Origin of the sequence: Burkholderia pseudomultivorans (assembly GCF_001718415.1) — a bacterium.
GTDB lineage: Bacteria > Pseudomonadota > Gammaproteobacteria > Burkholderiales > Burkholderiaceae > Burkholderia > Burkholderia pseudomultivorans_A.
The window spans coordinates 4602927-4626460 of record NZ_CP013378.1 but is presented as its reverse complement, the minus strand read 5'-3'; the positions used below and the strand labels follow the sequence as shown (position 1 = coordinate 4626460).

23 protein-coding genes are annotated in these 23534 nt (G+C 70.1%); 11 read left to right on the top strand and 12 right to left on the bottom strand.

What is annotated here, in order from left to right; all coding sequences use genetic code 11:
• Positions 1-35: 35 nt before the first annotated feature.
• Complete coding sequence (locus WS57_RS33690; RefSeq protein WP_009692373.1) at positions 36-995, bottom strand: NAD(P)H-dependent flavin oxidoreductase; 960 nt, start codon at positions 993-995, stop codon at positions 36-38.
• A gap of 265 nt (positions 996-1260) precedes the next feature.
• Between WS57_RS33690 and WS57_RS33685 the strand changes: the two genes are divergently transcribed.
• Positions 1261-2157 (top strand): alpha/beta fold hydrolase, encoded by an 897-nt coding sequence (locus tag WS57_RS33685; RefSeq protein ID WP_040128387.1) that lies wholly within the window; start codon positions 1261-1263, stop codon positions 2155-2157.
• A gap of 35 nt (positions 2158-2192) precedes the next feature.
• Here the strand turns inward: WS57_RS33685 and WS57_RS33680 are convergent, their stop codons facing one another.
• Positions 2193-2684, bottom strand: a complete 492-nt coding sequence (locus tag WS57_RS33680) for an Lrp/AsnC family transcriptional regulator (protein ID WP_009692375.1) — start codon at positions 2682-2684, stop codon at positions 2193-2195.
• A gap of 113 nt (positions 2685-2797) precedes the next feature.
• Between WS57_RS33680 and WS57_RS33675 the strand changes: the two genes are divergently transcribed.
• On the top strand, positions 2798-3700 hold the full coding sequence (locus WS57_RS33675) for a DMT family transporter (RefSeq protein ID WP_069245383.1): 903 nt from the start codon (positions 2798-2800) through the stop codon (positions 3698-3700).
• Positions 3701-3917: 217 nt separating this feature from the next.
• Here WS57_RS33675 and WS57_RS33670 read toward each other — a convergent pair whose 3' ends face one another.
• From WS57_RS33670 to WS57_RS33650, 5 genes are read right to left on the bottom strand one after another with little or no spacing between them, the layout of a single operon-like run.
• A complete protein-coding gene (locus WS57_RS33670; protein WP_009692377.1) occupies positions 3918-4124 on the bottom strand; it encodes a DUF1289 domain-containing protein in 207 nt (68 codons plus the stop codon).
• Positions 4121-4627, bottom strand: a complete 507-nt coding sequence (locus tag WS57_RS33665) for a YbaK/EbsC family protein (protein ID WP_009692378.1) — start codon at positions 4625-4627, stop codon at positions 4121-4123. The genes WS57_RS33670 and WS57_RS33665 overlap by 4 nt, the downstream gene beginning before the upstream one ends.
• A gap of 25 nt (positions 4628-4652) precedes the next feature.
• A complete protein-coding gene (locus WS57_RS33660; protein WP_009692379.1) occupies positions 4653-5585 on the bottom strand; it encodes a hydroxymethylglutaryl-CoA lyase in 933 nt (310 codons plus the stop codon).
• A gap of 30 nt (positions 5586-5615) precedes the next feature.
• The gene (locus WS57_RS33655; protein ID WP_040128381.1) at positions 5616-6557 is read right to left on the bottom strand and encodes a 2-hydroxyacid dehydrogenase; all 942 of its coding nucleotides are present in this window, start codon (positions 6555-6557) and stop codon (positions 5616-5618) included.
• 4 nt (positions 6558-6561) lie between these two features.
• Positions 6562-6999: a VOC family protein gene (locus WS57_RS33650; RefSeq protein WP_009691311.1), complete on the bottom strand. Its 438-nt coding sequence runs from the start codon at positions 6997-6999 to the stop codon at positions 6562-6564.
• Positions 7000-7229: 230 nt separating this feature from the next.
• Here WS57_RS33650 and WS57_RS33645 point away from each other — a divergent pair, with 230 nt between their 5' ends.
• Positions 7230-7853, top strand: coding sequence for an RBBP9/YdeN family alpha/beta hydrolase (locus WS57_RS33645; RefSeq protein ID WP_059518531.1), 624 nt, complete (start codon positions 7230-7232; stop codon positions 7851-7853).
• A 51-nt stretch (positions 7854-7904) separates the two neighbouring features.
• Here WS57_RS33645 and WS57_RS33640 read toward each other — a convergent pair whose 3' ends face one another.
• Positions 7905-10025 (bottom strand): phosphocholine-specific phospholipase C, encoded by a 2121-nt coding sequence (locus WS57_RS33640; RefSeq protein ID WP_059518533.1) that lies wholly within the window; start codon positions 10023-10025, stop codon positions 7905-7907.
• A gap of 43 nt (positions 10026-10068) precedes the next feature.
• On the bottom strand, positions 10069-10371 hold the full coding sequence (locus WS57_RS38310; protein WP_069245382.1) for a hypothetical protein: 303 nt from the start codon (positions 10369-10371) through the stop codon (positions 10069-10071).
• Positions 10372-10855: 484 nt separating this feature from the next.
• Here WS57_RS38310 and WS57_RS33630 point away from each other — a divergent pair, with 484 nt between their 5' ends.
• Genes WS57_RS33630 through WS57_RS33620 form a run of 3 tightly spaced genes read left to right on the top strand, consistent with a single transcriptional unit; the run spans position 10856 to position 14850 of the window.
• Positions 10856-11608, top strand: coding sequence for a (2Fe-2S)-binding protein (locus WS57_RS33630; protein WP_069245381.1), 753 nt, complete (start codon positions 10856-10858; stop codon positions 11606-11608).
• Between the two features lie 18 nt (positions 11609-11626).
• Complete coding sequence (locus WS57_RS33625; protein WP_069245380.1) at positions 11627-12628, top strand: FAD binding domain-containing protein; 1002 nt, start codon at positions 11627-11629, stop codon at positions 12626-12628.
• Complete coding sequence (locus WS57_RS33620) at positions 12625-14850, top strand: xanthine dehydrogenase family protein molybdopterin-binding subunit (protein WP_059600992.1); 2226 nt, start codon at positions 12625-12627, stop codon at positions 14848-14850. The genes WS57_RS33625 and WS57_RS33620 overlap by 4 nt, the downstream gene beginning before the upstream one ends.
• A gap of 243 nt (positions 14851-15093) precedes the next feature.
• Here the strand turns inward: WS57_RS33620 and WS57_RS33615 are convergent, their stop codons facing one another.
• Positions 15094-16014, bottom strand: coding sequence for a LysR substrate-binding domain-containing protein (locus WS57_RS33615; protein ID WP_040128372.1), 921 nt, complete (start codon positions 16012-16014; stop codon positions 15094-15096).
• Positions 16015-16128: 114 nt separating this feature from the next.
• Between WS57_RS33615 and WS57_RS33610 the strand changes: the two genes are divergently transcribed.
• Both WS57_RS33610 and WS57_RS33605 read left to right on the top strand, forming a co-directional pair.
• Positions 16129-16767 carry a glutathione S-transferase family protein gene (locus WS57_RS33610; RefSeq protein WP_059600995.1) on the top strand — a complete coding sequence of 213 codons (639 nt, stop codon included), beginning with the start codon at positions 16129-16131 and terminating at the stop codon, positions 16765-16767.
• 139 nt (positions 16768-16906) lie between these two features.
• A complete protein-coding gene (locus WS57_RS33605; RefSeq protein WP_009693851.1) occupies positions 16907-19108 on the top strand; it encodes a TonB-dependent receptor in 2202 nt (733 codons plus the stop codon).
• 22 nt (positions 19109-19130) lie between these two features.
• Here the strand turns inward: WS57_RS33605 and WS57_RS33600 are convergent, their stop codons facing one another.
• Entirely contained in the window at positions 19131-20411 is a 1281-nt protein-coding gene (locus tag WS57_RS33600; protein WP_059518545.1) for an MFS transporter, read from the bottom strand.
• Between the two features lie 106 nt (positions 20412-20517).
• Between WS57_RS33600 and WS57_RS33595 the strand changes: the two genes are divergently transcribed.
• From WS57_RS33595 to WS57_RS38135, 3 genes are all read left to right on the top strand, one after another.
• Positions 20518-21555: a LysR substrate-binding domain-containing protein gene (locus WS57_RS33595; RefSeq protein WP_069245379.1), complete on the top strand. Its 1038-nt coding sequence runs from the start codon at positions 20518-20520 to the stop codon at positions 21553-21555.
• A gap of 117 nt (positions 21556-21672) precedes the next feature.
• A complete protein-coding gene (locus tag WS57_RS38140; protein ID WP_009690346.1) occupies positions 21673-21879 on the top strand; it encodes a hypothetical protein in 207 nt (68 codons plus the stop codon).
• Positions 21880-21941: 62 nt separating this feature from the next.
• Positions 21942-22259, top strand: a complete 318-nt coding sequence (locus WS57_RS38135; protein WP_236871982.1) for a type II toxin-antitoxin system VapC family toxin — start codon at positions 21942-21944, stop codon at positions 22257-22259.
• A 65-nt stretch (positions 22260-22324) separates the two neighbouring features.
• Here the strand turns inward: WS57_RS38135 and dapA are convergent, their stop codons facing one another.
• Entirely contained in the window at positions 22325-23218 is an 894-nt protein-coding gene (gene dapA, locus WS57_RS33580) for a 4-hydroxy-tetrahydrodipicolinate synthase (RefSeq protein WP_069245378.1), read from the bottom strand.
• Between the last annotated feature and the right edge of the window lie 316 nt (positions 23219-23534).

The window sequence follows — 23534 nt, the reverse complement described above, 5'->3', positions numbered from 1 at the left end:
GACGTGACGGGGGATGGCGACTGCCGCCGCCTGCGTCAGCGCGCGATGCCGAGCCGCGCCTTCGCAGCGTCGTATTCGCCCTTCAGGCGCGCGATGAGCGTTGCGACGTCCGGCAGGTCGTCCATCAGGCCGACACCCTGGCCCGCGCCCCAGATATCCTTCCACGCCTTCGCCTTGTCGCCGCCGAAATTCATTTTCGACTTGTCCGATTCGGGCAGCGCATCCGGATCGAGGCCCGCCTTCTGGATGCTCTCGCGAATGTAGTTGCCGTGCACGCCGGTAAACAGGTTCGTATAGATGATGTCGGCCGACTTCGCGTTGACGATCGCGCGCTTGTAGTCGTCGACCGCGTGCGCTTCCTGCGTCGCGATGAAGCGCGTGCCCATGTACGCGAGGTCGGCGCCCATCGCCTGCGCGGCGAGGATCGAGCCGCCGTTCGCGATCGAGCCGGACAGCACGATCGGGCCGTCGAAGATCTTGCGCACTTCGCCGACCAGCGCGAACGGCGACGTCGTGCCGGCATGCCCGCCCGCGCCGGCCGCGACGAGGATCAGCCCGTCGACGCCCGCTTCGAGCGCCTTTTGCGCATGGCGCAGGTTGATCACGTCGTGCAGCACGATGCCGCCGTAGCTGTGCACCGCGTCGACGATCTCGCGCGCCGGCGCGCGCAGGCTCGTGATGAAGATCGGCACGCGGTGGTCGACGCACACGCGCACGTCATGCTCGAGCCGCACGTTCGACTGATGGACGATCTGGTTGACCGCGATCGGGCCGATCACCGCGTCGGGATGCTTCGAGCGATGGTCCGCGAGTTCCGACTGGATCTGCGTGAGCCACTCGTCGAGCAGCTCGGCCGGGCGCGCGTTGAGCGCGGGAAATGATCCGACGATGCCCGCCTTGCATTGCGCGAGCACGAGTTCGGGGTAGCTGACGATGAACATCGGCGACGCGATGACGGGCAAGGTCAGGTTCTGCAGGACGGCGGGCAATGCCATGTGAAGTCTCCAAGATCGACCCGGTCCGGCGCTTCGGCGGCGTGCGCCGACCGGCATCCCGAGTGTAGTCGCGAGTCGCGGATCGGGTCCGCTGGCTCATATTAATACGAACGGTCGTGCGATTCTACGCGAGCTTAGCAAAACGCGCGGTGCGGCGGCAATCGAGTGAGTGCTCTCTTTCTACGGGTTCGGGCTGCTGCGCCGCTCAGATCGCGCACTCACGCTCCTACAATAGCCGCCATAACAAACCAACGAGAAACAAACCATGTCGTTCGACGCGTTCGCACCGTTTCGCGTGACGGTGCAGGACACCGACATCTTCGGTGTCAAAGGAGGCGCGGGGCCGCCGCTTCTGCTGCTGCACGGTCACCCGCAGACCCACATGATCTGGCATCGCGTCGCCGCGACGCTGGCGAAGCATTTCACGGTGATCGCCACCGACCTGCGCGGCTACGGCGCGTCGGGCAAGCCGCCGAGCGACGCGCAGCATGCGCCGTATTCGAAACGCGCGATGGCGGCCGACCAGGTCGCGGTGATGCGGCATTTCGGCTTCGACCAGTTCCACGTATGCGCGCACGATCGCGGCGCACGCGTCGCGCATCGGCTCGCGCTCGATCACGCGCCGGCCGTCGAGCGGATGATGCTGCTCGACATCGCGCCGACGCTCGCGATGTACGAGCAGACCGATCGCGCGTTCGCGACCGCGTATTTCCACTGGTTCTTCCTGATCCAGCCCGAGCCGCTGCCCGAGACGCTGATCGGCGGCCATACCGATGCGTATATCGAGCGCGTGATGGGCAACCGCTCGGCCGGGCTCGCGCCGTTCGCGCCCGAGGCGCTCGACGCGTATCGCGCGGCGCTCGCGCAGCCGGGCGCCGTGCATGCGATGTGCGAGGACTACCGCGCGTCGGCGACGATCGATCTCGAGCACGACCGCGCCGATCTCGAACGCGGCAACAAGGTGGCCTGCCCGCTGCGCGTGCTGTGGGGCGAGCACGGGATCGTCGGCCGCTGCTTCGATCCGCTCGACGAATGGCGGCGCGTCGCGCGCGACGTCAGCGGCCGTGCGCTCGATTGCGGGCACTACATTCCGGAAGAAGCGCCGGGCGCGCTGATCGACGAGCTGCTGGCGTTCTTCGACGCGCGCGAACCGGCCGTGTGAGCGGGCGCGCGGTGTGAATGCCGCCGGCGCGGCGCCTAGCGGCGCGCCGTGTCGTCTTCGGCGAGCGGCGGCAGCCGGCGCGGCACCGGCGTCGACTTCACGATCGCGGTGCTCGTTTCCGCCCGCTCGGTCACCTTCGACAGGATGTCGTCGAGGTGCTCGATCGTGCGCAGGTAGAGCCGGCAGATGAAGCAGTCGTCGCCCGTCACCTTGTCGCATTCGACGAATTCGGGAATCCGCCGCAGCACGTCCTCGACGAGATGGAGCTGGCCCGGCAGCGGCTTCACGCGGACGATCGCCTGCAGCGTGTAGCCGAGCGCGCGCGGGTCGAGATCGACGGTGAAGCCGGCGATCACGCCCTGCGCCTCGAGCCGCCGCACGCGGTCGGCCGTCGCGGGCGCCGACAGACCGATCTGCCGCGCGAGCTCGCTGGTCGCGATGCGCGCGTCGTCGGCGAGCGCCGCGAGGATCGCGCGGTCGGTCGCATCGAGCGATGCGACGGCGGGAGGGGAAAGGCGTTTCGGCATGATCGCTTTGCTTTCGAAGGTAAATCGGTCGATTCACTTCAGTCTAGTCGTGGTTTTGCCGAAAGCAAGTTCCTAGAATCGAAGTCATCCCCGCTCTTTTCCAGGAGTCCATGATGGCCTCGAACGAAATCCGCCGCGGCGCCGCCGAGATGGTCGTCGCGATGATGATGTCCGGCACGATCGGCTGGCTCGTGATGTCGTCGCAGCAACCGCTGACGAACGTCGTGTTCTTCCGCTGCCTGTTCGGCGCGGCGACGCTCGCGATCGTCTGCGCGGCGCTCGGCTTCCTGCGCCGCCGGCTGTTCTCGCCGCGCATGCTGCTGCTCGCGACGCTCGGCAGCATCGCGATCGTCGCGAACTGGCTGTTGCTGTTCGCGGCCTATTCGCGCGCGTCGATCTCGATGGCGACGGCCGTGTACAACACGCAGCCGTTCATGCTGATCGCGCTCGGCGCGCTCGTGTTCCGCGAACGGATCACCGCGTCGACGCTCGCGTGGCTCGGCATCGCGTTCGTCGGGCTCGTCTGCGTGGTGCGCGTCGAGCCGGCCGTGCTCGCGGTGCCCGGCGAATATCTCGAAGGCGTCGCGCTGTCGCTCGGCGCGGCCTTCCTGTACGCGCTGTCGTCGATCGTCACCAAGCATCTGAAGGGCACGCCGCCGCATCTGCTCGCGCTGCTGCAGGCCGGCATCGGCATCGTGATGCTCGCGCCGTTCGCGCACTTCGACACGCTGCCCGCGACAGCCGGCCAGTGGCTCGACCTCGTCGCGCTCGGCGTCGTGAACACCGGCGTGATGTACGTGCTGCTGTACGGCGCGATCCAGAAGCTGCCGACCGCGATGACGGGCGCGCTGTCGTTCGTCTATCCGGTCGTCGCGATCGCCGTCGATCACTTCGCGTTCGGGCAGACGCTCGCGTGGACGCAGGTGTTCGGCGCGCTGCTGATCCTGCTGGCGGCAGCCGGCGTGAACCTCGGCTGGCGCATCGTGCCCGCGCGCCGCGCGGCGGTCGGCGGCTGAAACGGACGGGCGATCCGGCCTGCCGCTACGCGCTGCCGTCGCCGCGCGAGGGCCGTCCGGACGGCCGCGCGCACGCTCGAAAGACACTGTAAGAAGTTGTAGGGAAACACCCGATGCGAGCCGGCGGCGTCGCTCGTATCATGCCGGCTGTGACGTTGATCACGTTCACAGGATTCCGATCTCGATGCCGTTCGCCCGACAGGCCGAACGGCTTTTTTTATTCGCCGCTGCGCGCGAGCAGGCGCCGCCGCGCATCGAGCCGCGCGAGCACCACGCGTCGCGCGTCGTCGTCGCAGCTGCGCCATGCGCGAATCTCGTCGCGCGTACGCAGGCAACCCGCGCACCAGTCGGTGCGCGGATCGATCCGGCATACGTCGGTGCAGGGCGAACCCACCACGCCGACCGGCACCGCCACGTCGCTCATGCCGGGTCCCGCAGCGCGACATCCGCAACCGGCGCGCCCGTCAGCGTGACGAGTTCCTGCGGCGACAGGTTGAACACCGCATGCGGATGGCCGGCGGCGGCCCACAGGCTGTCGAGCGCGAGCAGGTCGGCGTCGATCAGCGTGACGGGCTCGACGAGATGGCCGATCGGGCAGACGCCGCCGATCGCGTAGCCGGTGTTGTCGCGCACGAACTTCGCGTCGGCGCGGCCGACTTCGCCGACCTGCGCGGCGACCTTCTTCTCGTCCACGCGGTTCACGCCGCTCGCGACGACCAGCACCGGCGCACCGTCCGACTGCCGGCGAAACAGGATCGATTTGGCGATCTGCGCGACCGAGCAGCCGAGGCCGGCCGCGGCTTCGGCCGAGGTCTTGCCCGTTTCGGCGAGCATCACGATGTCTTTCGAATGGCCGCGCTCGCGCAGCAGCAGCGCGACGCGGCGCGCGGAATCGGGAAGGGTGTCGAATGAAGCGGGTGTCGTCATGTTCAGGAATCCGTCGGATATCGGGTCAGACGCAGTTCGCGGCGTCGGCCGCGTTCTGCGCCTTGGCGAGCAGCGCGCGACCGGCGCGCGACACGTTCGCGCGGCCGATCGCGTTCGAGATGAAGTCGCCGGCCGCGACCACCTGCGCGAGATCGATGCCGGTGTCGATGCCGAGGCCCTGCATCAGGTACAGCACGTCTTCCGTCGCGACGTTGCCGGTCGCGCCCTTCGCATACGGGCAGCCGCCGAGGCCCGCGACCGATGCGTGGAAGATCTCGATGCCTTCGAACAGCGCCGCGTAGATGTTCGCGAGCGCCTGGCCGTAGGTGTCGTGGAAGTGGCCCGACAGGCGCTCGCGCGGGAACACGCGCGTGACCGCCGCGAGCACTTCGCGCGTGCGCTTCGGCGTGCCGACGCCGATCGTGTCGGCGATGTCGATCTCGTCGCAGCCGAGCGCCGCGAAGCGTTCGACGACGTCGACGACCGACGCGACCGGCACCTCGCCCTGGTACGGGCAGCCGAGCGCGCACGACACGCTGCCGCGCAGCCGCAGGCCCGCATCCTTCGCGGCCTTCGCGACCGGCTCGAAGCGCGCGATGCTCTCGGCGATGCTGCAGTTGATGTTGCGCTGCGAGAACGCTTCGCTCGCCGCGCCGAAGATCACGACCTCGTCCGCGCGTGCGGCGAGCGCATTCTCGAAGCCCTTCAGGTTCGGCGTGAGCACCGAGTAGACGGTGCCCGCGCGGCGCTCGATGCCGGCCATCACGTCCGCGCCGTCGGCCATCTGCGGCACCCATTTCGGCGACACGAACGATGCGGCCTCGATGTTGCGAAAGCCCGCGCGCGACAGCTTGTCGACGAGCGCGATCTTCACGTCGGTCGGCACGAAGGTCTTTTCGTTCTGCAGCCCGTCGCGCGGGCCGACTTCGACGATCTTGACGGCGGTGGGGAAGCTCATGGTTGTCTCCTGTTTGCTGTATGGGCGAATTCAGTAGCCGCGCGCGTAGTCGACGATGCCGCCGACCGGCTCGCCGCGCTCGAACGCGCGGATCTTGCCCGCGATCTGCTCGACCGCTTCCGCGCGCAGCGTCTCGGCCGAGCTGTGCGGCGTGATCGTGATGCGCGGCGCGGCCCAGAACGGATGATCGGCGGGCAGCGGCTCGCGATGGAACACGTCGAGCGTCGCCGCGGCGATCCGGCCGCTTGCGAGCGCGTCGAGCAGGTCGGCGTCGACCAGATGCGCGCCGCGCGCGACGTTGACCAGATAGGCGCCCGGCGCGAGCCGCGCGAAGGTGCGCGCGCACAGGATGCCGTCGGTGTCGGGCGTGCTCGGCAGCAGGTTGACGAGCACCTTCGCGCCGTCGATGCATGCGTCGAACGCGTGCTCGCCCGCGAACGTCTCGATGCCGTCGAGCTGCTTCGGGCTGCGGCTGTAGCCGCGCACGGGCAGGCCGAGCGCGGCGAGCGCGCGTGCGACCTGCGCGCCGAGCACGCCGAGGCCGAGCACCGCGACGGTGAAGCTCGCCCGCGGATGCGGTTCGAGCGCCTGCCAGCGGCGCGCGCGCTGCAGCGCCTCGTATTCGTCGAACCGGCGCAGGTAGCGCAGCACCGCGTGCGTCACGTATTCGATCATCTGCTGCGCCATGCCCGAATCCTCGAGCCGCACGAGCGGCACGTGACGCGGCAGCGTGCCCGGATGCGCGTGGTCGAGCGCGAGCAGCGCATCGACGCCCGCGCCGAGATTGAAGATCGCGCGCAGGCCGTCGCGCGGCGCGAAGAACTCGCGCGGCGCGCGCCACACGAGCGCGTAGTCGGCCGGGGCCGTGTCGCCCGGCTGCCACGCGCGCAGTTCGGCCTCCGGCAGCGCCCGCGCGAGTTCGTCGCGCCATGCGGCGGCTTCCTGATGCGGGGAATGGAACAGGATCTTCATGCGCTCATTTCGCGAACAGCTGGCCGATGTCGGCGAACGCCTTGAATTCCAGCGCGTTGCCGCACGGATCGAGGAAGAACATCGTCGCCTGCTCGCCGACCTCGCCCTTGAAGCGGATATGCGGCTCGATCACGAAGCGCGTGTGCGCGGCCTGGAGCTTTTCGGCGAGCGCGTGCCATTCGTCCATCGACAGCACGACGCCGAAGTGGCGCACCGGCACGTCGTCGCCGTCGACCGGGTTGACCGCGCTCGCGCCCGTTTCGTGCGGCGCGAGATGCGCGACGAGCTGATGGCCGAAGAAATCGAAGTCGACCCAGTGATCCGAGCTGCGGCCCTCGGGGCAGCCGAGCAGGCCGCCGTAGAACGCGCGCGCATCGGCGAGGCTCGACACGGGAAAGGCGAGATGGAACGGGCGCAGCGCGCCGGAAGGCGTAGCGGACATCGGGTGTCTCCTGACAGCCGGGGCGGGCGCGCGGGCGCCCGGTCCGGCTCCATGCATGGCTGGCGGGAAGCCCACATTCTACGGTGTCGCGGCGTGTTGCGCGTTGTTCCGGCCGGCCGGTCGGCTCCGGCTGGCCGGCCCCGCGCACAAGCAAAGCACAAAATATTGGTTCGGCCGCGGCGCGCGGCGCGCCACAATCGAAACCCGTCTTCAAGCAAGCGAGGGCAATCATGCGCGCATGCAGCAAATCGGCGTGGCCGCCGCGGCTCGTGACCGTTCCGGGCCTGCACGGCAGCGAGGGCGCTCACTGGCAGACCTGGCTCGAGCGGCAGTTCCCGCGCTCGCTGCGCGTCGAGCAGTACGACTGGGACGCGCCGGATCTCGCGCGCTGGGCGCAATCGGTGCGCGCGCTGCTCGAACGCGAGCGCGGCCCGTTCGTGCTCGCCGCGCACAGCTTCGGCTGCCTCGCGGCCGCCCATGCGCTTGCGCAGTGGCCGCAGGCGGCCGATGTCGCGGGCGTGCTGCTCGTCGCGCCCGCGAGCCCGCACAAATTCACGTTTGCGGGGCCGTTCGACGCGCGCCGGCTTGCGGTGCCGTCGATCGTGATCGGCAGCGAGACCGATCCGTGGATGCCGCTCGCCGATGCGCGCACGCTCGCGCAACGGCTCGGCAGCGCGTTCGTCAATCTCGGCGACGCGGGACACATCAATACCGCGGCCGGCTTCGGGCCGTGGCCGCGCGCGAAGTACTTCGTCGATACGCTCGTGCACTGCGCGGCACCGCTGCGCTTTCGCGAGGCGGACGACGGCTTCGAGGCCGAACTGATCGACCGCGCACTCGCGCACGCGGTCTGAGTCCGACCGTCGCGCGGCGCGGCCTGCGCCGCACCACGCGCGCGTTCGCGCTCAGGACGCGGACACGGGCTGCACGGCCGCCGGATCCGAGTAGCTCGGCCGGCCGTTCTCGACGTGGCCCGCGAAGCGGCGCGAGAAGGTGCCGTTCGCGCCGTCGCTCACCGTCACGTCGTACCAGTGGTGGCTCGACGCGAGCGCCCATTGCTCGACGTGCTCGTCGCCGCCGTGCAGCGTGACCTGGCGCGTCGGCGCGCCGTACGCGTTGTCGGTCAGCGTCAGCGTCACGTGGCCCGTGCCGTGATTGCGCAGCTTCAGGTACAGGTTGCCGTTCGCGATGTCGTAGCCGGCCTTCACTTCGGGCTGCGCCTGGTTGCGGCGGCGCGCGGTCGAATCCGACACGTCGCCCGAGAACATCCGCACGAAGCCGTTCGGCCCGTACACCGAGAACGCATACGCGCCGTTCGTCACGGTCACGTCGAAATCCGCATGCAGCACGCGGCGCGCGCCGACCGTGTAGCGCCACGGGCCATCGGTGCGGTTCGCCGCATACACGTTGAAGTGCGCGCCCTGGATGCCGCGGTTCGCGAACTCGATGCGCAGCTTGTTCGCGCCGATCAGGCTCGCATTCACGTGCAGTTCGTACGGCAGCGCGCGTGCAGGCCGCACGCCCGGTTCCTGCGGATCGATCGGCGACGGCGTCGCCGGCACGGTCGGCGCGGGCTGCGACGTGCACTGCTGGTCCGCGATGGTGCGGTACTGGCTCGTGTCGGGCAGCGGCGGGAAGCTCGCGTCGGACGAGCGGAAGTCGAATGCGGCGGTCAGGTCGCCGCAGACCGTGCGGCGCCACGGCGTGATGTTCGGCTCGTCGACGCCGAAGCGCTCGCCGATGAAGCGGATCACCGACGTGTGGTCGAACACCTGCGAGCACACGAAGCCGCCCTTGGTCCACGGCGACACGACCGTCATCGGCACGCGCGGCCCGAGGCCGTACGGCAGCCCGTCGGCCGTATAGCTGCCGCCGCGGCCGGGGTTCACGACCGTATGCAGCTCGCCGTCGGTCGTCACGGTCGAGGCGCCCTGCGCGGCCGAGGTCGGCGGCTGCGGCGGCACGATATGGTCGAAGAAGCCGTCGTTCTCGTCGTACATGATGAACAGCACGGTCTTGCGCCAGACGTCCGGGTTCGCGGTGAGCGCGTCGAGGATCTGCGACGTGTAGTTCGCGCCATACGCGGGCGTGTACTTCGGATGCTCGGAGAACGCGGCCGGCGGCAGCAGCCACGACACCTGCGGCAGCCGGTCGTTGATCACGTCGTCCTTCAGGTTGTCGAGCGTGCGCACCGTCTGCGCGCGCTGGTACAGCGACGAGCCCGGCTTCGCATTGATGAAGTTCGCGAAGTTCTGCAGGATGTTCGTGCCGTAGTTGCCGTTGTACGGGTCGGCCCAGGTCAGGCCCTGCTGGTAGATCTGCCACGAGATGCCGCGCGCCTCGAGCCGCTCGGGGAAGGTCTGCCACGACAGCAGCTGGTACGCGGGCGGCAGGTCGCCGTCGACGTAGTCGGCGTTGTCGAGCAGCGGGCCGCCGAACTTGCCGGTCGGATCGATCGTGCCGGTCATCAGGTATGCGCGGTTCGGATGCGTCGGGCCCGGCAGCGAGCAGAAGTACTGGTCGCAGACGGTGAAGGCATCGGCGAGCGCGTAGTGGAACGGGATGTCCTCGCGCACGTGATAGCCCATCGTCATGTCGGTCTTGTTCGCCGGCCACTGGTCGTAGCGGCCGCCGTCGATCGCCGCGTGCGTCAGCGCCCACGAATGGTCGAGCGCGCCGAGGCATTGCGCGCTGGTGGTCTTCGTGTCGAGCCGGAACGGCAGCACCGGCTTCGACGGGTCGGCCTTCGACGGCTGGTACCACACCGGCTTGCCGTTCGGCAGCGCGATCGGGAAGCGGTCGTTGTAGCCGCGCACACCGCGCAGGTGTCCGAAGTAATGATCGAACGAGCGGTTTTCCTGCATGAACACGACGATATGTTCGACGTCGCGGATCGTGCCGGTGCCGCGCGCGACCGGAATCGCGAGCGCGCGGCGGATCGATTCGGGAAACGCGTTGAGCGCGACCGCGGCGCCCGCGGATTGTGCGACGGTATGCAGGAAACGGCGGCGGCTGGATGACGTCATGTTATTCACCTCGGTTCTGCGAGCGGGGACGGGAACGGCGGAATCAGTGCGACGGCGACGCGGCGGCGCCCGACGCGGCGGCGCTCGACGCAGATGCGTCTGCGGCGGGCTTCGCATCGTCGTCGTCGTCGGGCGGATAGTGGACGACCGGCGGCGCGAGCGGCGCGGCATCCGACGCGGCGGCATTCGCGGACGACGGTTCGCTGTTGAACGCGTTCGCGGGGCCGGCCGATCCGCCGGATTGCTGCGAGGCGTCGGTCGCGTGCGCGTCGTGCGGCGCGTCGTCGCTGCATGCGGCGACGAAGGCGGCGGCACAAAGAACGACGACGAAGGCAACGCGACGCATGAATTTTCTCCGGGCGAGTGAATCGGGAACGATTTCGAGTATGCCGGCGCGATGCGACGTTTCGGTGAATCGTGCGCGACGCGCGTGTGATCGACGTATGCTTTCGGAATCCTGACTCCATGCTTTCGCGGCTGCGAGCGTGGCGCGCGCGGCAATATTTCCCGGCGCGCCGCGCGGGCCGGACGCATTTACCGGGGGGCGCACCGCGCCGTGTTTCTTGCCGCTTCGACAGGCCGCGGTCAGTTGCGCGCCAGCCGTGCGACATCGTCGCGCCATCATGCAGAAAAGCCAGGTCGCACGCTTTACTTTCCCGCATGTTGCGCGCAGTTTCATGGAGTGGCGCGCGCTTGCGCGCGCATCGGCGCGGCACCGGAATTGCTATGCGCAAGGGTGTGCATGCGGACGAGCATGCAGCGCCCGCGCGCGGTCGAACGGTGCGCGGCCGATCCCTCTGCATCCCTCAATCATGGAGCGAGCAGAACCCATGTCCAGCGATCGATCCATACCTGTCTCATCCGAATCGGCGTGCGGCGCGAGCGCATCGTCGAGCGGGCCCGGGCCTTGCGGCCCTGCGTCGAAGCCGGTCGAGACGCCGTCGAGCGCCGCACGCCGGCGCTTCCTGCAATCCGCGGCGGCGGCCGCGACGGTCGGCGCCGCGCCGCACCTGCAGGCGCAGGCGCAACCCGCGCCGGCCGCAGGGCCGCCGCATCGCGCGGCGATCCCGCCGCAGCCGGTGCGCCTCGACATCAACGGACGCACCTACACGCTGCAGCTCGAACCGCGCGTCACGCTGCTCGATGCGCTGCGCGAATACGCGGGGCTGATGGGCACGAAGAAGGGCTGCGACCGCGGCCAGTGCGGCGCGTGCACGGTGCTGGTCGACGGTCGGCGCATCAACGCATGCCTGACGCTTGCGGTGATGCACGACGGCCAGCGCATCACGACCGTCGAGGGCCTTGCGCGCGACGGCGCGCTGAGCCCGCTGCAGCAGGCCTTCATCGAACACGACGCGTTCCAGTGCGGCTACTGCACGCCCGGGCAGCTCTGTTCGGCGACGGCGATGCTCAACGAGTTTGCCGCGGGCGCGGCGAGCGCAGCCACCGGCGACGTGCGCAGCCGCCCTGTGCAGCTTTCCGACGACGAGATCCGCGAACGCATGAGCGGCAATCTGTGCCGCTGCGGCGCGTATCCGAACATCGTCGCCGCCGTGCGCGCCGTGCACGCGGCGAAAGCGTAGGTGCGGGAGGACATCGGCATGGAAGCGATTTCCTACGAACGGGCGAGCGACGTGGCCGGCGCCGTGCGTGCGGCGCAGCGGCCGGGCGCGGTCTTCATCGGCGGCGGCACCAACCTGCTCGACCTGATGAAGGGCGGCGTCGCGCGGCCGGTCGCGCTGATCGACATCACGCGCATCGCGGGGCTCGACACGATCGATGCACTGCCCGGCGGCGGGCTGCGCATCGGCGCGCTGGTGCGCAACAGCGATGCGGCCGACCATGCGCGCGTGCGCACGGACTACCCGCTGCTGTCGCAGGCGCTGCTGGCCGGCGCGTCGGCGCAGCTGCGCAACATGGCGACCGTCGGCGGCAACCTGATGCAACGCACGCGCTGCCCGTACTTCTACGATCGCGCGTTCGCGCAATGCAACAAGCGCGATCCGGGCAGCGGCTGCGCGGCGATCGGCGGCGACAACCGGATGCACGCGATCCTCGGCGCGAGCGCGCAGTGCGTCGCCGTGAATCCGTCGGACATGAGCGTCGCGCTGGCGGCGCTCGATGCGGTGGTGCGCGTGAGCGGCCCGCGCGGCGAGCGGCAGATTCCGTTCGCGTCGTTTCACCGGCTGCCCGGCGAGCGGCCCGACCTCGACACGACGCTCGAGGCGGGCGAGTTGATCACCGCGGTGGACCTGCCTGCGCCGGGCTTCGCTGACCACGCGCATTACCTGAAGGTGCGCGATCGCGCGAGCTATGCGTTCGCGCTGGTGTCGGTGGCGGCGGCGTTGCGGATGGACGGCGCGCGCATCGCGGAAGCGCGGATCGCGCTCGGCGGCGTCGCGCACAAGCCGCTGCGCGCGAGCGCGGCGGAGCAGCATCTCGCGGGCCGGCCGCCGACCGATGCGACGCTGCGCGAAGCGGCCGCGCTCGCGCTGCGCGATGCGCACCCGCTCGACGGCAACGCGTTCAAGGTCGGTCTCGCGCAACGCGCGATCGTGCGCGCGGTGAAGCTGGCCGCGGCGCAACAGGGAGGTGTCGCATGAATACGCTGACCGGCCAGCCGCTCGACCGTGTCGACGGCGTGCTGAAGGTGACGGGCGGTGCGCGCTATGCGGCCGAATTTCCCGGTGCGCGTCTCGCGCATGCGGTGCTCGTGACGAGCACGATCGCGTGCGGCCGCATCGCGTCGATCGACGCGGGCCATGCACGCGCGATGCCCGGCGTGCTGCTCGTGATGACGCACGAGAATGCGATGCGCCTGCCCGGCGGCGGCCGCCCGCCGCTGTCGCCGCCGGCGGGACGCCGGCTTACGCTGCTGCAGGACGACGTCGTGCGCTACAGCAACGAGCCCGTCGCGGTGGTCGTTGCCGAGACGCTCGAACAGGCGAGCGCCGCCGCGGACGCATTGCGGATCCGCTATCGCGCGAGCGACGCGACGCTCGACTTCGCGCGTGCGAAAGCCGGCGCGCGCGTGCCGCCGGGCCAGCAGGGCCGGCCGATGGACACGCAGCGCGGCGATGTCGATGCGGGGCTGCGCGAAGGCGCGGTGCGCGTCGATGCGACGTACACGACGCCGATGCAGCATCACAATCCGCTGGAGCTGCACGCGACGATGGCGCACTGGGACGGGCCGATGCTGACGCTGCACGATTCGACGCAGGGTGTGTCGGGTGCGCGCACGGCGGTGGCCGCGGTATTCGGCATCGCGCCGGAGAACGTGCGCGTGATCTCGCCGTTCCTTGGCGGCGGGTTCGGCTGCAAGGGTTCGTCGTGGTCGCACGTGTCGCTGTGCGCGATGGCCGCGAAGCAGGTCGGTCGGCCGGTGCGGCTCGCGCTGACGCGCCCGCAGATGTTCGGCCCGGTCGGCGGCCGGCCTCGCACCGAGCAGCACCTGGTGCTGGCCGCGCGCCGCGACGGCACGCTGACGGCGATGCGCCACGATTCGATCGTCACCACCTCGACCTTCGAGGACTGGACCGAGATGTGCGGAATGCCGTCCCGGATCCTGTACGCGGTGCCGAACCAGGCGACCACGCACCGGATCGTGTCGCTGAACGTCGGCACGCCGACCTTCATGCGCGCGCCCGGCGAGACGCCCGGTTCGTTCGCGCTCGAATCGGCGATGGACGAACTGGCATGGCGGCTCGGCATGGATCCGATCGCACTGCGCCTCGCCAATTACGCGGAAGTCGATCCGCAGGACGGCAAGCCATGGTCGAGCAAGGCGCTGCGCGCGTGCTATCGCGCCGGGGCGGAGCGCTTCGGCTGGTCGCGCCGCACGAACGCGCCGCGCACGATGCGCGACGGCGACACGCTGATCGGCCTCGGCATGGCGACCGCGACGTATCCGGCGAATCGCAGCGAGGCGTCGGCGATCGCGCGCATCCTGCCCGACGGCACCGCGACGGTCGCGTCGGGCACGCAGGACATCGGCACCGGCACCTATACGGTGATGACGCAGGTCGCGGCCGACGCGCTCGGCTTCGCGCCGCAGAACGTGCGCTTCGAGCTCGGCGATTCGAGCCTGCCGCGCGCGCCGGTGTCGGGCGGCTCGCAGTCGGCGGCGAGCGTCGCGCCGGCCGTGCGCGAGGCGGCGCTGCAGGCGCGTGCGAAGCTGATCGCGATGGCGATCGCCGACGCCGGCTCGCCGCTGCACGGCGCCGCGCCCGACGACGTGACCGTCGACGGCGGCTGGGTGATGCTGCGTGCCGATCCGTCGCGACGCGATCCGGCCGCCGCGGTGATCGCCCGCGCAGGCGGCCGGCCGATCGACGCGCAGGCGACGACGAAGCCCGGCGACGAGAAGGCGCGCTATGCGTTTCATTCGTTCGGCGCGGTGTTTGCGGAAGTGCATGTCGATGCGGCGCTCGGCACGATCCGCGTGCCGCGCATCGTCGGCGTGTACAGCGTCGGCAGCCTGCTCAACGCGAAGACCGCGCGCAGCCAGCTGATCGGCGGCATCGTGTGGGGGCTCGGCACCGCGCTCGAGGAAGGCTCGCGGCTCGACGTGCGGCACGGCCGCTTCACGAACGCGAATCTCGCCGAGTATCACGTGCCGGTGAATGCGGACATCGGCGAGCTCGACGTGAGCTTCGTCGACGAACGCGATACGCACTTCAATTCACTCGGCATTCGCGGCATCGGCGAGATCGGCATCACCGGCGTGCCGGCCGCGATCGCCAACGCCGTCTATCACGCGACGGGCGTGCGCGTGCGCGACCTGCCGATCACGCTCGACAAGCTGGCGGAGGCGACGAGCGTGTGAGTGCGGGCGATGGGCGTGGGCGGCGCGATGCGCTGGCCGCGCGCGGCTGCGTTCTCCCGAAGCGCGGCCGGGGCGCGTGCGAGATGTGCGCGTTCACGCGACTTCGGCGCGGATGTTGTGCCGTATCTCGCGCGGCAACCGGACCGGCGTACCTGCAACTTTTCGCGTGTCGGGCTTTCGCGGCGTGTCGGCGTGTCGGCGTGTCGGCGCGTCACCGTGTCGGCGTGTCACCGTATCGGCGTGTCACCGTCGCGGCGTCCTGCGCCGCACTTCGCTGCGCAGCCAGTCGAGCCACGTGCGGATCGCCGCTTCGTGCGGATGGTCCGGCCGCCACACGACGTAGTGCGCATAGACGTCGGTCACGCGCACCGTCGACACGCGCACCAGCGTGCCGGCCGCCAGCTCGGGGAGGATCAGCGAGCGGCGCGCGAGCGCGACGCCGCGCCCTTTCAGCGCCGCATCGATCAGCGCGTTCGCATCGGTGAAGCGCGGCGCGCGCGCCGATTCGGCGAGATCGAGGCGGGCGGCCTGGAACCACGGCTCCCAGGGCTGCGCCGGATGACGCAGCAGCGTCGCGCGCGCGAGATCGGCCGGCGTGCGCGGCGCGATGCCGTCGCGATTGCGATAGGCAGGGCTGGCGACCGGGAAGATCGTCTCGTTCATCAGCTTCTCGGCGACGACGCCCGGCCACGTGCCGGGGCCGTAGCGCAGCGCGACATCGATGCGGTCGCGCTTGCGCAGCGGCGCGAGCGTGGCGTCCGGATGCAGCACGATCGCGATGTGCGGATGCGCGGCCGCGAAGCGCGGCAGGCGCGGCGCGAGCCAGCGCTCGGCGACGCTCGGCAGCACGCTGACGTTCAGCGTGACGTCGTGCGCGCGCGGCCGGCCGCGTGCGGCGCGAGTCGGTTCGAACGCGCGTTCGAGCACGCTGAGCCCGAGCCGGACCTGCAGCGCGAGGGCATGGGCCGCGTGTGTCGGCGTCGCGCCGTTGCGCTCGCGCGTGAACAGCGGATAGCCGAGCTGCGCCTCGAGCGCGCGGATATGCTGGCTCACGGCGCCTTGCGTGAGCGCCAGCGCATCGGCCGCGCGCGTGAAGCTCTGCAGCCGGACGGCGCTCTCGAAGGCTCGCAGCGTCTGGAGCGGAGGAAGGTGGATGCGTTTCATAAGCGGGTATTAGTAGCACTAATGCCCGCGCGCCACAATTCATCGTTTGCGGCAGGCGCTCGTGCGTTCCTACACTCGGTTCCGTGTTCCACAGGTCCGACGGACAACGCAATCATGAACGCCTATCTCCTCTATCTTTCGCCGGGCGCGTGTTCGCTCGCCGCCCACATCGCGCTCGAGGAAACCGGTGCGCCGTTCGACACCGAGATCGTCTCCGTCGCGCAGCAGCAGAATCTCGGCGCGCGCTATCTCGCGATCAACCCGAAGGCGCGCGTGCCTGCGCTCGCGATTCCGGGCGAGCCGCGCGTGCTGACCGAAACGCCGGCGATCCTCACCTATCTCGCGCGCCGCCACCCCGATGCGCAGCTGCTGCCGCTCGACGATCCGCTGCGCGAGGCGCGCTGCCACGAATGGCTTGCGTGGCTGGTCGGCTGGGTGCACGGCGTCGGTTACGGCGCGTTGTGGCGGCCCGGCCGCTTCGCCGGCGATGCCGCGCTGCACGGCGCGATCAGCGCGCACGGGCGCGGCGTGATCGACGCGGCGAATGCGTCGATCGAAGCCTTGCTGGCCGACGGGCGCGCATGGGCCGAGCCGGGCGGTCATTCGATCGTCGATCCGTTTCTGCTCGTGCTGTATCGCTGGGGCGTCGCGATCGGGCTCGACATGACGCGGCATCGGGCATGGAGCGCGCATGCGGCGCGCGAAATGCAGCGGCCCGCCGCGCAGCGCGCGCTCGCGCGCGAGGCGGTCTGACGGACGGCGCGGCGGCTGCGGTGCGCGTCACGGCATCGGACTCGCGCGCGTTTTCCGGTGAAATTCGAACGTGTCCGATTGCGTTGCGACGGGCTTTTGTATTGAATGAGAACCATTCTCGTTTAATTATGGAGTCCGCATGAGTCGCCGTATCCAGTCGAGCCCGACGCCGCCGCGTCGCGGCACCGCTTCCGTCGCGTTCGCGATGATGACCTGTGCGACCGCGCCGGCCGGTGCGGAGGCGGCCGACCCGCGCCGCGCGACGCATCTGAGCCCGATCTTCGTGCACGGCGATCGCGATGCCGGCTCGCGCGTCGACCGGTCGGGGTCGGCGAAATATGCGACGCCGCTGCTCGACGTGCCGCAGACGATCACCGTCGTGCCGCGCGAACTGCTCGACGAGCAGCAGGCGCTGAGCCTGCGCGACGCGCTGTCGAACGTCGCGGGCATCACGTTCAACGCCGGCGAGGGCGGCGGCGGCTCGGGCGACATGGTGAACATCCGCGGCTTCAACGTGAACGCGAACCTGCAGCTCGACGGCTTGCGCGACAGCGCGCAGAACAACCGCAGCGACCTGTTCAACGTCGAGGCCGTCGAGGTGATCAAGGGGCCGAACTCGGTGTTCGGCGGCGCGGGCACGACAGGCGGCTCGGTGAACCTGATCAGCAAGACGCCGAAAGCCGACGCGTTCGCCGAGGCCGGCGCCGCGCTCGGCACGTCCGGCCGCCGGCGTGCGACGCTCGACCTGAACCGGCCGCTGCCCGGCCTCGGCGACCATACCGCGTTCCGGCTCAACGCGATGGCGCACGTCAACGACGTGCCGGGCCGCGACGACATCCGCAAGCGGCGCTGGGGCGTCGCGCCGACGCTCGCATTCGGCCTCGGCACGCCGACGCGCGTCACGCTCGGCTACTTCCACCAGTACGACAACAACCTGCCCGATTACGGGCTGCCCGCGCTCAACGGCCAGGTGCTGGGCGGCGTGTCGCGCGACCGCTACTTCGGCTGGCGCAACCTCGACCGCGAACGGATCACGTCGAACGTCCTGACCGTGAAGGCCGAGCACGACGTGTCGCCGCGCGTGAAGCTGCAGAACCTGAGCCGTTATGCGCACCTGCATCGCGACACGGTGGTTTCCGCGTCGCACGCGAACCTGAAGGGGATGCCGCCCGGGCGCTACAAGCCGGCCGGCCCGCAGGGCTACGGCCGCGATTCGTCGACGGCGATGTGGGCCAACCAGACCAACGTCACGAGCGAATTCGGCACGTTCGGGCTCGGCCATACGCTGGTCACCGGGTTCGAGATTTCTCGGGAAACCTACGGGCGCACGACCTATTCGTACGGGCTTGCGAAGTCGTGGCCGGCGGAGGGCTATGCGCTGACCGCGCCGCCCGGCTGGTGGCACGGCCCCGTGCGCCGACAGGACACCGCGCGCAACGACACGGCACTCACCGTGAAGGCGCTCTACGCGTTCGACACGATCTCGTTCGGCCGATACTGGGATGTCGACGTCGGGCTGCGGCACGACTGGATCGACGGCCGTTCGGCGAGCACGCCGGCCGGCAAGCCGACCGAGCGCGCCGATTCATCGGATCGCCACCTCAGCACGCGCACCGGGCTCGTGTTCAAGCCGACCGACAACGGCCGCGTGTATGTCGCATACGGCACGTCGTTCAATCCGTCGGCCGAGTTCCTGGTGACGACCGGCTCCGGCGTGAGCGCGGCGACGGGCGGGCTGTCGCCGGAGAAGAGCGAGAGCATCGAGCTCGGCACGAAGTGGGAAGGGCTCGCGGGTCTCGCGCTGAACGGCGCGCTGTTCCAGACCCGGAAGAACAACGCACGCGAGCGGATGGCCGACGGCAGCTACGCGCTCGCGGGGCGGCAGCGCGTGCGCGGCATCGAGTTCGGCGCGGCCGGCAAGGTGACGCCGAACTGGGACGTGTTCGCGAACTACACGTATCTGGCGAGCGTCACGCTGGAGTCGCCGTCGTCGCCGCGTCGGGTCGGGCAGATGCTCGGCAACACGCCGCGGCACGCATTCAATCTGTGGACGACCTACCGGCTGCCGGCCGGCTGGACGCTCGGCTACGGTTCGCATTTCGTCGGCCGCCGCAACGTGACGGCCGAAGGCGACGGGATGCTCGGCGCGTACTGGGTGCACAACCTGATGGCGCGCCATGACGTGAATCGCCGGTTGCGCCTGCAGTTGAACGTCGACAACGTGTTCGACCGCGCGTATGTCGAGCGCGTGCGGCAGCAGCTCGGCAACGCGTCGCGGTCGTCGGCGGTCGAATTCGGCGACGGCCGCTCGGCGACGCTGACGGCGGTGTACCAGTTCTGAGCGGCCCGCGCGTGCGCGCCCGCTAGTGCTGCTGCCGCGGAAACAGCGGCCAGGTCGCGGCCGCGCACAGGGCGGCCGCGAGCCACACGACGCTCCACGAACTGGCGGCCAGCAGTGGCGGAATCGCCAGCGGTGTCGCGAACAGCCCGAGATAGACGATCGTGTTGGCCATTCCGAGCGCGGTGCCTGCGTGGTTCGCGCCCGCGAGCGTCGCCAGTTCCGTATAGGCGACGCCATGCCACGCCGACACGCAGATGCCTGCGAACACGAGGATCGCGACGATCGCGGCGAACGGCACGCGCGGGCTGCCGGCTACCGCCGCCGCGAGCAACGCGAACGCGGCGGCCGCGACGAGCACCGATCCGCGCAGGTAGGCGCGCCGGTTGCCGTGCCGGTCGGTGTAGCGGCCGCTCCACACGCGCATGGCCATCGCGCCGAGTTGCAGTGCGACCATCGTCGCGCTGATCGCGGCAAGGTCGAGCCGGCCGAAATCGTGCAGGAACACCGTCGCGAACGTCAGCACCGCGAACTGCGGCGCGCAGAGGGCGCCGATGCCGATCACGATCCGCCAGACGGCGAGATTCGCGAGCGGCGGCGCGCTGCGCGCGGCCCCCGGTTGCGGTGCGGCGGGATGCGGAGCGGCGCCGCTGCCGGGCGCGGCGGCTGCGGCCGCGTGGGCGGGCGGCTCGCGCAACCAGCGCCAGGTCAGCGTCGCCGCGGCGGCACACAGCAGCATCAGCGCACCATAGACCGCGGCGAAGCCCGCACGCGACGCGAGCCACGGCAGCAGCGCCGCGCCGACACCGCCGCCGAGCGGCACGGCCGTCTGGCGGATGCTCATCGCGAGTCCGCGTTCGCGCTCGCCGAACCAGCGCATCACCGCCCGCCCGCTCGACCCGTTGACGCTGCCGCCGAGCAGCCCGACGCAGCCCATCATCGCGACCACGCGCGCGAGCGGCGGTGTCGCGTGCGGGGTCGGCACGATCGCACAGGCCATCAGCGCGAGCATCGCGGCGGTCGCGACGAGCCCGGTCAGCAGCACGCGGCGGTCGCCGAAGCGGTCGGCGGCAATTCCCCACGGCAGCTCGGACAGCGCGACGCCGAAGCCGAGCGCGCCGAGTACGAGACCGAGCGCGCCGTTGTCGAGGTGATAGGCCGTGCGCATCCACACGGCGGTGGTCGGAATGCCGGCGGCGGCCGCGGAAAAGCTCATGTTCGCGGCGACGCCGGCCGCCAGCACGCGCCAGCGATGGGCGGGGCCGCGCGCGGGCGCGCAGCGGGAAAGGGTAAGCGAGGTGTCCATGACGGCAGGCCGGGTTGGAAATTGACAGTCACAGTGTGGTGGCCTACATTCATCCTGAAAATCGGAAAGTTTTTGATGAATCGTTCGATAAAACGGGATGATTGAAATGTCCGGATTTCCTGTCGCGCACGACGACGCGGTGCGCGTGGCGGCCGATAGCGCATCGGCACGGCCCAACTTCGACATCGCCGCGCTGCGCAGCCTGGTCGCGGGCGTGGATCTCGGCAGTTTCGCGAAGGCGGCCGATCGCGTCGCGCGCTCGTCGTCGGCGGTGAGCGCGCAGATCCGCAAGCTCGAGGAACAGGCCGGCACGCCGTTGTTCGTGAAAGCCGGGCGCGGGCTCGCACTGACCGACGCCGGCGACGCGATGCTGCGCTATGCGCGGCGGATGATCGAACTGAACGACGAGGCGGCGGCCGCCGTGCGCGGCATGAATCTCGACGGATGGGTGCGGGTCGGCCTGCAGGAGGATTTCGGCGAGGCGATCCTGCCCGACGTGCTCGGGCGTTTTGCGCGCGCGCATCCGAAGGTGAGGATCGAGGCGCGGGTCGCGCGCAATGCCGACCTGCTCGACCGGCTCGATGCGAACCAGCTCGATCTTGCGCTCGTGTGGGGCGATCCGGCGTCGGCGACGCTGGTGTCGCGGGCGGGGATCGACAGCGAGACGGTCGCGCAGGTGCCGATGCGCTGGGTCGGGACGGCCAGCTGGACGGCCGGTGGGACGGCCGTGACGTCATCGAACGCATCGAATGAAGCCGATATTCGCGCGACCGTTCCCGCGCCGGGCGAGCCGCTGCCGCTGGTCGTGTTCGACCGGCCGTGCCGGTTTTTCGGGGCGGCGACGGATGCGCTCGATCGCGCGGGCGTGCCGTGGCGCGTCGCGTTCACGACGCCGAGCCTTGCCGGGCTATGGGCGGCCGCTGCGGCCGGCCTCGGGCTGACGGTGCGCTCGCGCTACGGGCTGCCTGCGTCGGTGCGCCTGCTCGACGCCGCATCGCTCGGCCTGCCGGAGCTGCCGAGCCTGCCGCTGATCCTGTTGCGGCGCGCGTCGTCGGCGACGCCGACGGTCGACCAGCTCGCGCGGATCGTCACGCAGGCGGTGCGCGACGCGACGAATGCGCCGCTGGCTGCGCTCGCGGCCTGAGCGACGGTTCTCGAACGCGCAGCCGAACCGCCGATCGGTCCTGATATCCCATCCGGCCAGGTGGCCCGACCGGGGAAATCTGACTAGAGTGGTGATCACCATGCAACGGAGATCATCATGCAAGACACGAACCCGCCGAAGATCAGGACCGATTCGCTGCAACGCGCCGATGCCTCGTTGTCGAGCCAGCAGGCTTCGGCCGAATGGAGTGCATCAGCCGCGTCGCCCGTTCGGTTCGGGGTCCTGCGCGATCAGATCCGGATCCCGGACGACTTCGACGCGCCGCTGCCGGACGATCTGCTGGACGCTTTCGAAGGGCGCTGACGCGGCTATTGCTCGATACGCACATCTTTCTCTGGATCGTGACGGACGACCGCAAGCTCGGCATGCGGGCGCGCAGACTGATTTGCGCGGCTGACGAGCGATTCGTCAGCCGCGCAAGTATCTGGGAAGTCGCCATCAAGGCGGGACCGGGGAAGCTCGATGTCGACGTGGACCGGCTGAGCCGCGCGATCGGCTCGAGCGGGTTCCGCGAACTGCCGGTCCGGGCCGCGCATGGCGCGGCCGTGCGTGATTTGCCGCGGCACCATCGCGATCCTTTCGATCGCCTGCTCGTCGCGCAGGCGCGCCACGAACCCCTGCGGCTCGTCACTGCCGACGGCCATCTCGCGCGGTACGGCGCATCGCTGGTTCTGACGGTTTGAAACAGTCTGCAGGACTGACATCTCCCCGTCGTTGCCGACGCTTCGTCACGCGCTGCCGCCGTCGCCTAAGCCGCCGCGACGTTCCGCCCGGTCTCCTGCAGTGACGCGCAGATTGCCGCGAGCCGCTGTCGCAACGCGTCGCTCGCCGGCACGAACGGCAACCGCAAGCCGTCCTTGCACCACCCTTGAGCGGCCAGCACGGCCTTCACCGGCGCCGGGTTCGGCTCCGCGAACAGCGCCGCGACGAGCGGCTGCAGCGCGACCGACAGGCGACGCGCGTCGGCGAGCCGTCCGTCGCGCAGCAGTGCATGGATCCGCACGTGCCATTCGGGCAGCACGTGCGCGCTGCTCGCGATCGTGCCGTGCGCACCCGCGCAGAGTGCTGCGAAGTTCTGGTTGTCGTCGCCGGAGAAGACCGCGAGCGGCGTGTCGTGCACGAGCCGGCTCATCCTTTCGAGTGTGCCGCCGCATTCCTTGATGCCGGCGACGCGCGCATCGCGCGCGAGCGCCTGCAGCGTGTCGAGTTCGACGTTCACGCCGGTGCGGTACGGGATGTTGTAGACGAGCACCGGCAGGTCGGCCGCATCGACGATCGTCTCGACGTGGCGGCGAATCCCGTCCTGGGTCGGCCGCACGTAGACGGGCGGCGTGACGAGCAGCCCGTCGGGGCGCAGCGCGGCGAGTTCGCGTGCACGGGCGGCCGCGAAATGCGTGGCGCTCGCGGTGAGCCCGACGACGACCGGCAGTTCCGGCACCGCGTCGCGCAGCGTCGCGAACACGGCATCCTGCTCGCGTGCGTCGAGCAGCACGCCTTCGCCGGTCGTCGCACCGGCGACGAACCCGGCGACGCCCGCGGCCGCATAGTGGCGCGCGAGTCGCGCGAGCGCCGCGTGGTCGACTTCGCCGTGGTGGAACGGCGTGATGATCGGCAGCCAGATACCTTCGAAACGTGTTTGCATGCAAAGCCTCATGGTGGAAACGGCGTGGTGGGAACCGTTCCGCCGGCGCAGAGCCGGAACGAGGCGTGCAAGCGAGGAGAAAGAAACGACCTGCGGGCATCCCGTCCGGCATTCGCCTGACGGGACGCGACATCCCCGTCAGTCGAGGAGTCGTTTTTTCAGTTTCAGCCCGGCCGCGCGCGTGCCTGCCGCGACGGCGGCGAGGATCGGAAGCGAGCGCAGGGCAGCGGACATGGAGGAACCGTAAGTGGGCTGAGCGGCGATCTTAACACCGGATCGCGGAGGCGCGCGAGAGCCGGCGCGGTTTAGCAGAATT

What these genes read in the sequence shown, in the direction of transcription:
- WS57_RS33690 (WP_009692373.1), bottom strand. Translation starts at nt 995, where the DNA reads ATGGCATTGCCCGCCGTCCTGCAGAACCTGACCTTGCCCGTCATCGCG.
- WS57_RS33685 (WP_040128387.1), top strand. Translation starts at nt 1,261, where the DNA reads ATGTCGTTCGACGCGTTCGCACCGTTTCGCGTGACGGTGCAGGACACC.
- WS57_RS33680 (WP_009692375.1), bottom strand. Translation starts at nt 2,684, where the DNA reads ATGCCGAAACGCCTTTCCCCTCCCGCCGTCGCATCGCTCGATGCGACC.
- WS57_RS33675 (WP_069245383.1), top strand. Translation starts at nt 2,798, where the DNA reads ATGGCCTCGAACGAAATCCGCCGCGGCGCCGCCGAGATGGTCGTCGCG.
- WS57_RS33670 (WP_009692377.1), bottom strand. Translation starts at nt 4,124, where the DNA reads ATGAGCGACGTGGCGGTGCCGGTCGGCGTGGTGGGTTCGCCCTGCACC.
- WS57_RS33665 (WP_009692378.1), bottom strand. Translation starts at nt 4,627, where the DNA reads ATGACGACACCCGCTTCATTCGACACCCTTCCCGATTCCGCGCGCCGC.
- WS57_RS33660 (WP_009692379.1), bottom strand. Translation starts at nt 5,585, where the DNA reads ATGAGCTTCCCCACCGCCGTCAAGATCGTCGAAGTCGGCCCGCGCGAC.
- WS57_RS33655 (WP_040128381.1), bottom strand. Translation starts at nt 6,557, where the DNA reads ATGAAGATCCTGTTCCATTCCCCGCATCAGGAAGCCGCCGCATGGCGC.
- WS57_RS33650 (WP_009691311.1), bottom strand. Translation starts at nt 6,999, where the DNA reads ATGTCCGCTACGCCTTCCGGCGCGCTGCGCCCGTTCCATCTCGCCTTT.
- WS57_RS33645 (WP_059518531.1), top strand. Translation starts at nt 7,230, where the DNA reads ATGCGCGCATGCAGCAAATCGGCGTGGCCGCCGCGGCTCGTGACCGTT.
- WS57_RS33640 (WP_059518533.1), bottom strand. Translation starts at nt 10,025, where the DNA reads ATGACGTCATCCAGCCGCCGCCGTTTCCTGCATACCGTCGCACAATCC.
- WS57_RS38310 (WP_069245382.1), bottom strand. Translation starts at nt 10,371, where the DNA reads ATGCGTCGCGTTGCCTTCGTCGTCGTTCTTTGTGCCGCCGCCTTCGTC.
- WS57_RS33630 (WP_069245381.1), top strand. Translation starts at nt 10,856, where the DNA reads ATGTCCAGCGATCGATCCATACCTGTCTCATCCGAATCGGCGTGCGGC.
- WS57_RS33625 (WP_069245380.1), top strand. Translation starts at nt 11,627, where the DNA reads ATGGAAGCGATTTCCTACGAACGGGCGAGCGACGTGGCCGGCGCCGTG.
- WS57_RS33620 (WP_059600992.1), top strand. Translation starts at nt 12,625, where the DNA reads ATGAATACGCTGACCGGCCAGCCGCTCGACCGTGTCGACGGCGTGCTG.
- WS57_RS33615 (WP_040128372.1), bottom strand. Translation starts at nt 16,014, where the DNA reads ATGAAACGCATCCACCTTCCTCCGCTCCAGACGCTGCGAGCCTTCGAG.
- WS57_RS33610 (WP_059600995.1), top strand. Translation starts at nt 16,129, where the DNA reads ATGAACGCCTATCTCCTCTATCTTTCGCCGGGCGCGTGTTCGCTCGCC.
- WS57_RS33605 (WP_009693851.1), top strand. Translation starts at nt 16,907, where the DNA reads ATGAGTCGCCGTATCCAGTCGAGCCCGACGCCGCCGCGTCGCGGCACC.
- WS57_RS33600 (WP_059518545.1), bottom strand. Translation starts at nt 20,411, where the DNA reads ATGGACACCTCGCTTACCCTTTCCCGCTGCGCGCCCGCGCGCGGCCCC.
- WS57_RS33595 (WP_069245379.1), top strand. Translation starts at nt 20,518, where the DNA reads ATGTCCGGATTTCCTGTCGCGCACGACGACGCGGTGCGCGTGGCGGCC.
- WS57_RS38140 (WP_009690346.1), top strand. Translation starts at nt 21,673, where the DNA reads ATGCAAGACACGAACCCGCCGAAGATCAGGACCGATTCGCTGCAACGC.
- WS57_RS38135 (WP_236871982.1), top strand. Translation starts at nt 21,942, where the DNA reads ATGCGGGCGCGCAGACTGATTTGCGCGGCTGACGAGCGATTCGTCAGC.
- dapA (WP_069245378.1), bottom strand. Translation starts at nt 23,218, where the DNA reads ATGCAAACACGTTTCGAAGGTATCTGGCTGCCGATCATCACGCCGTTC.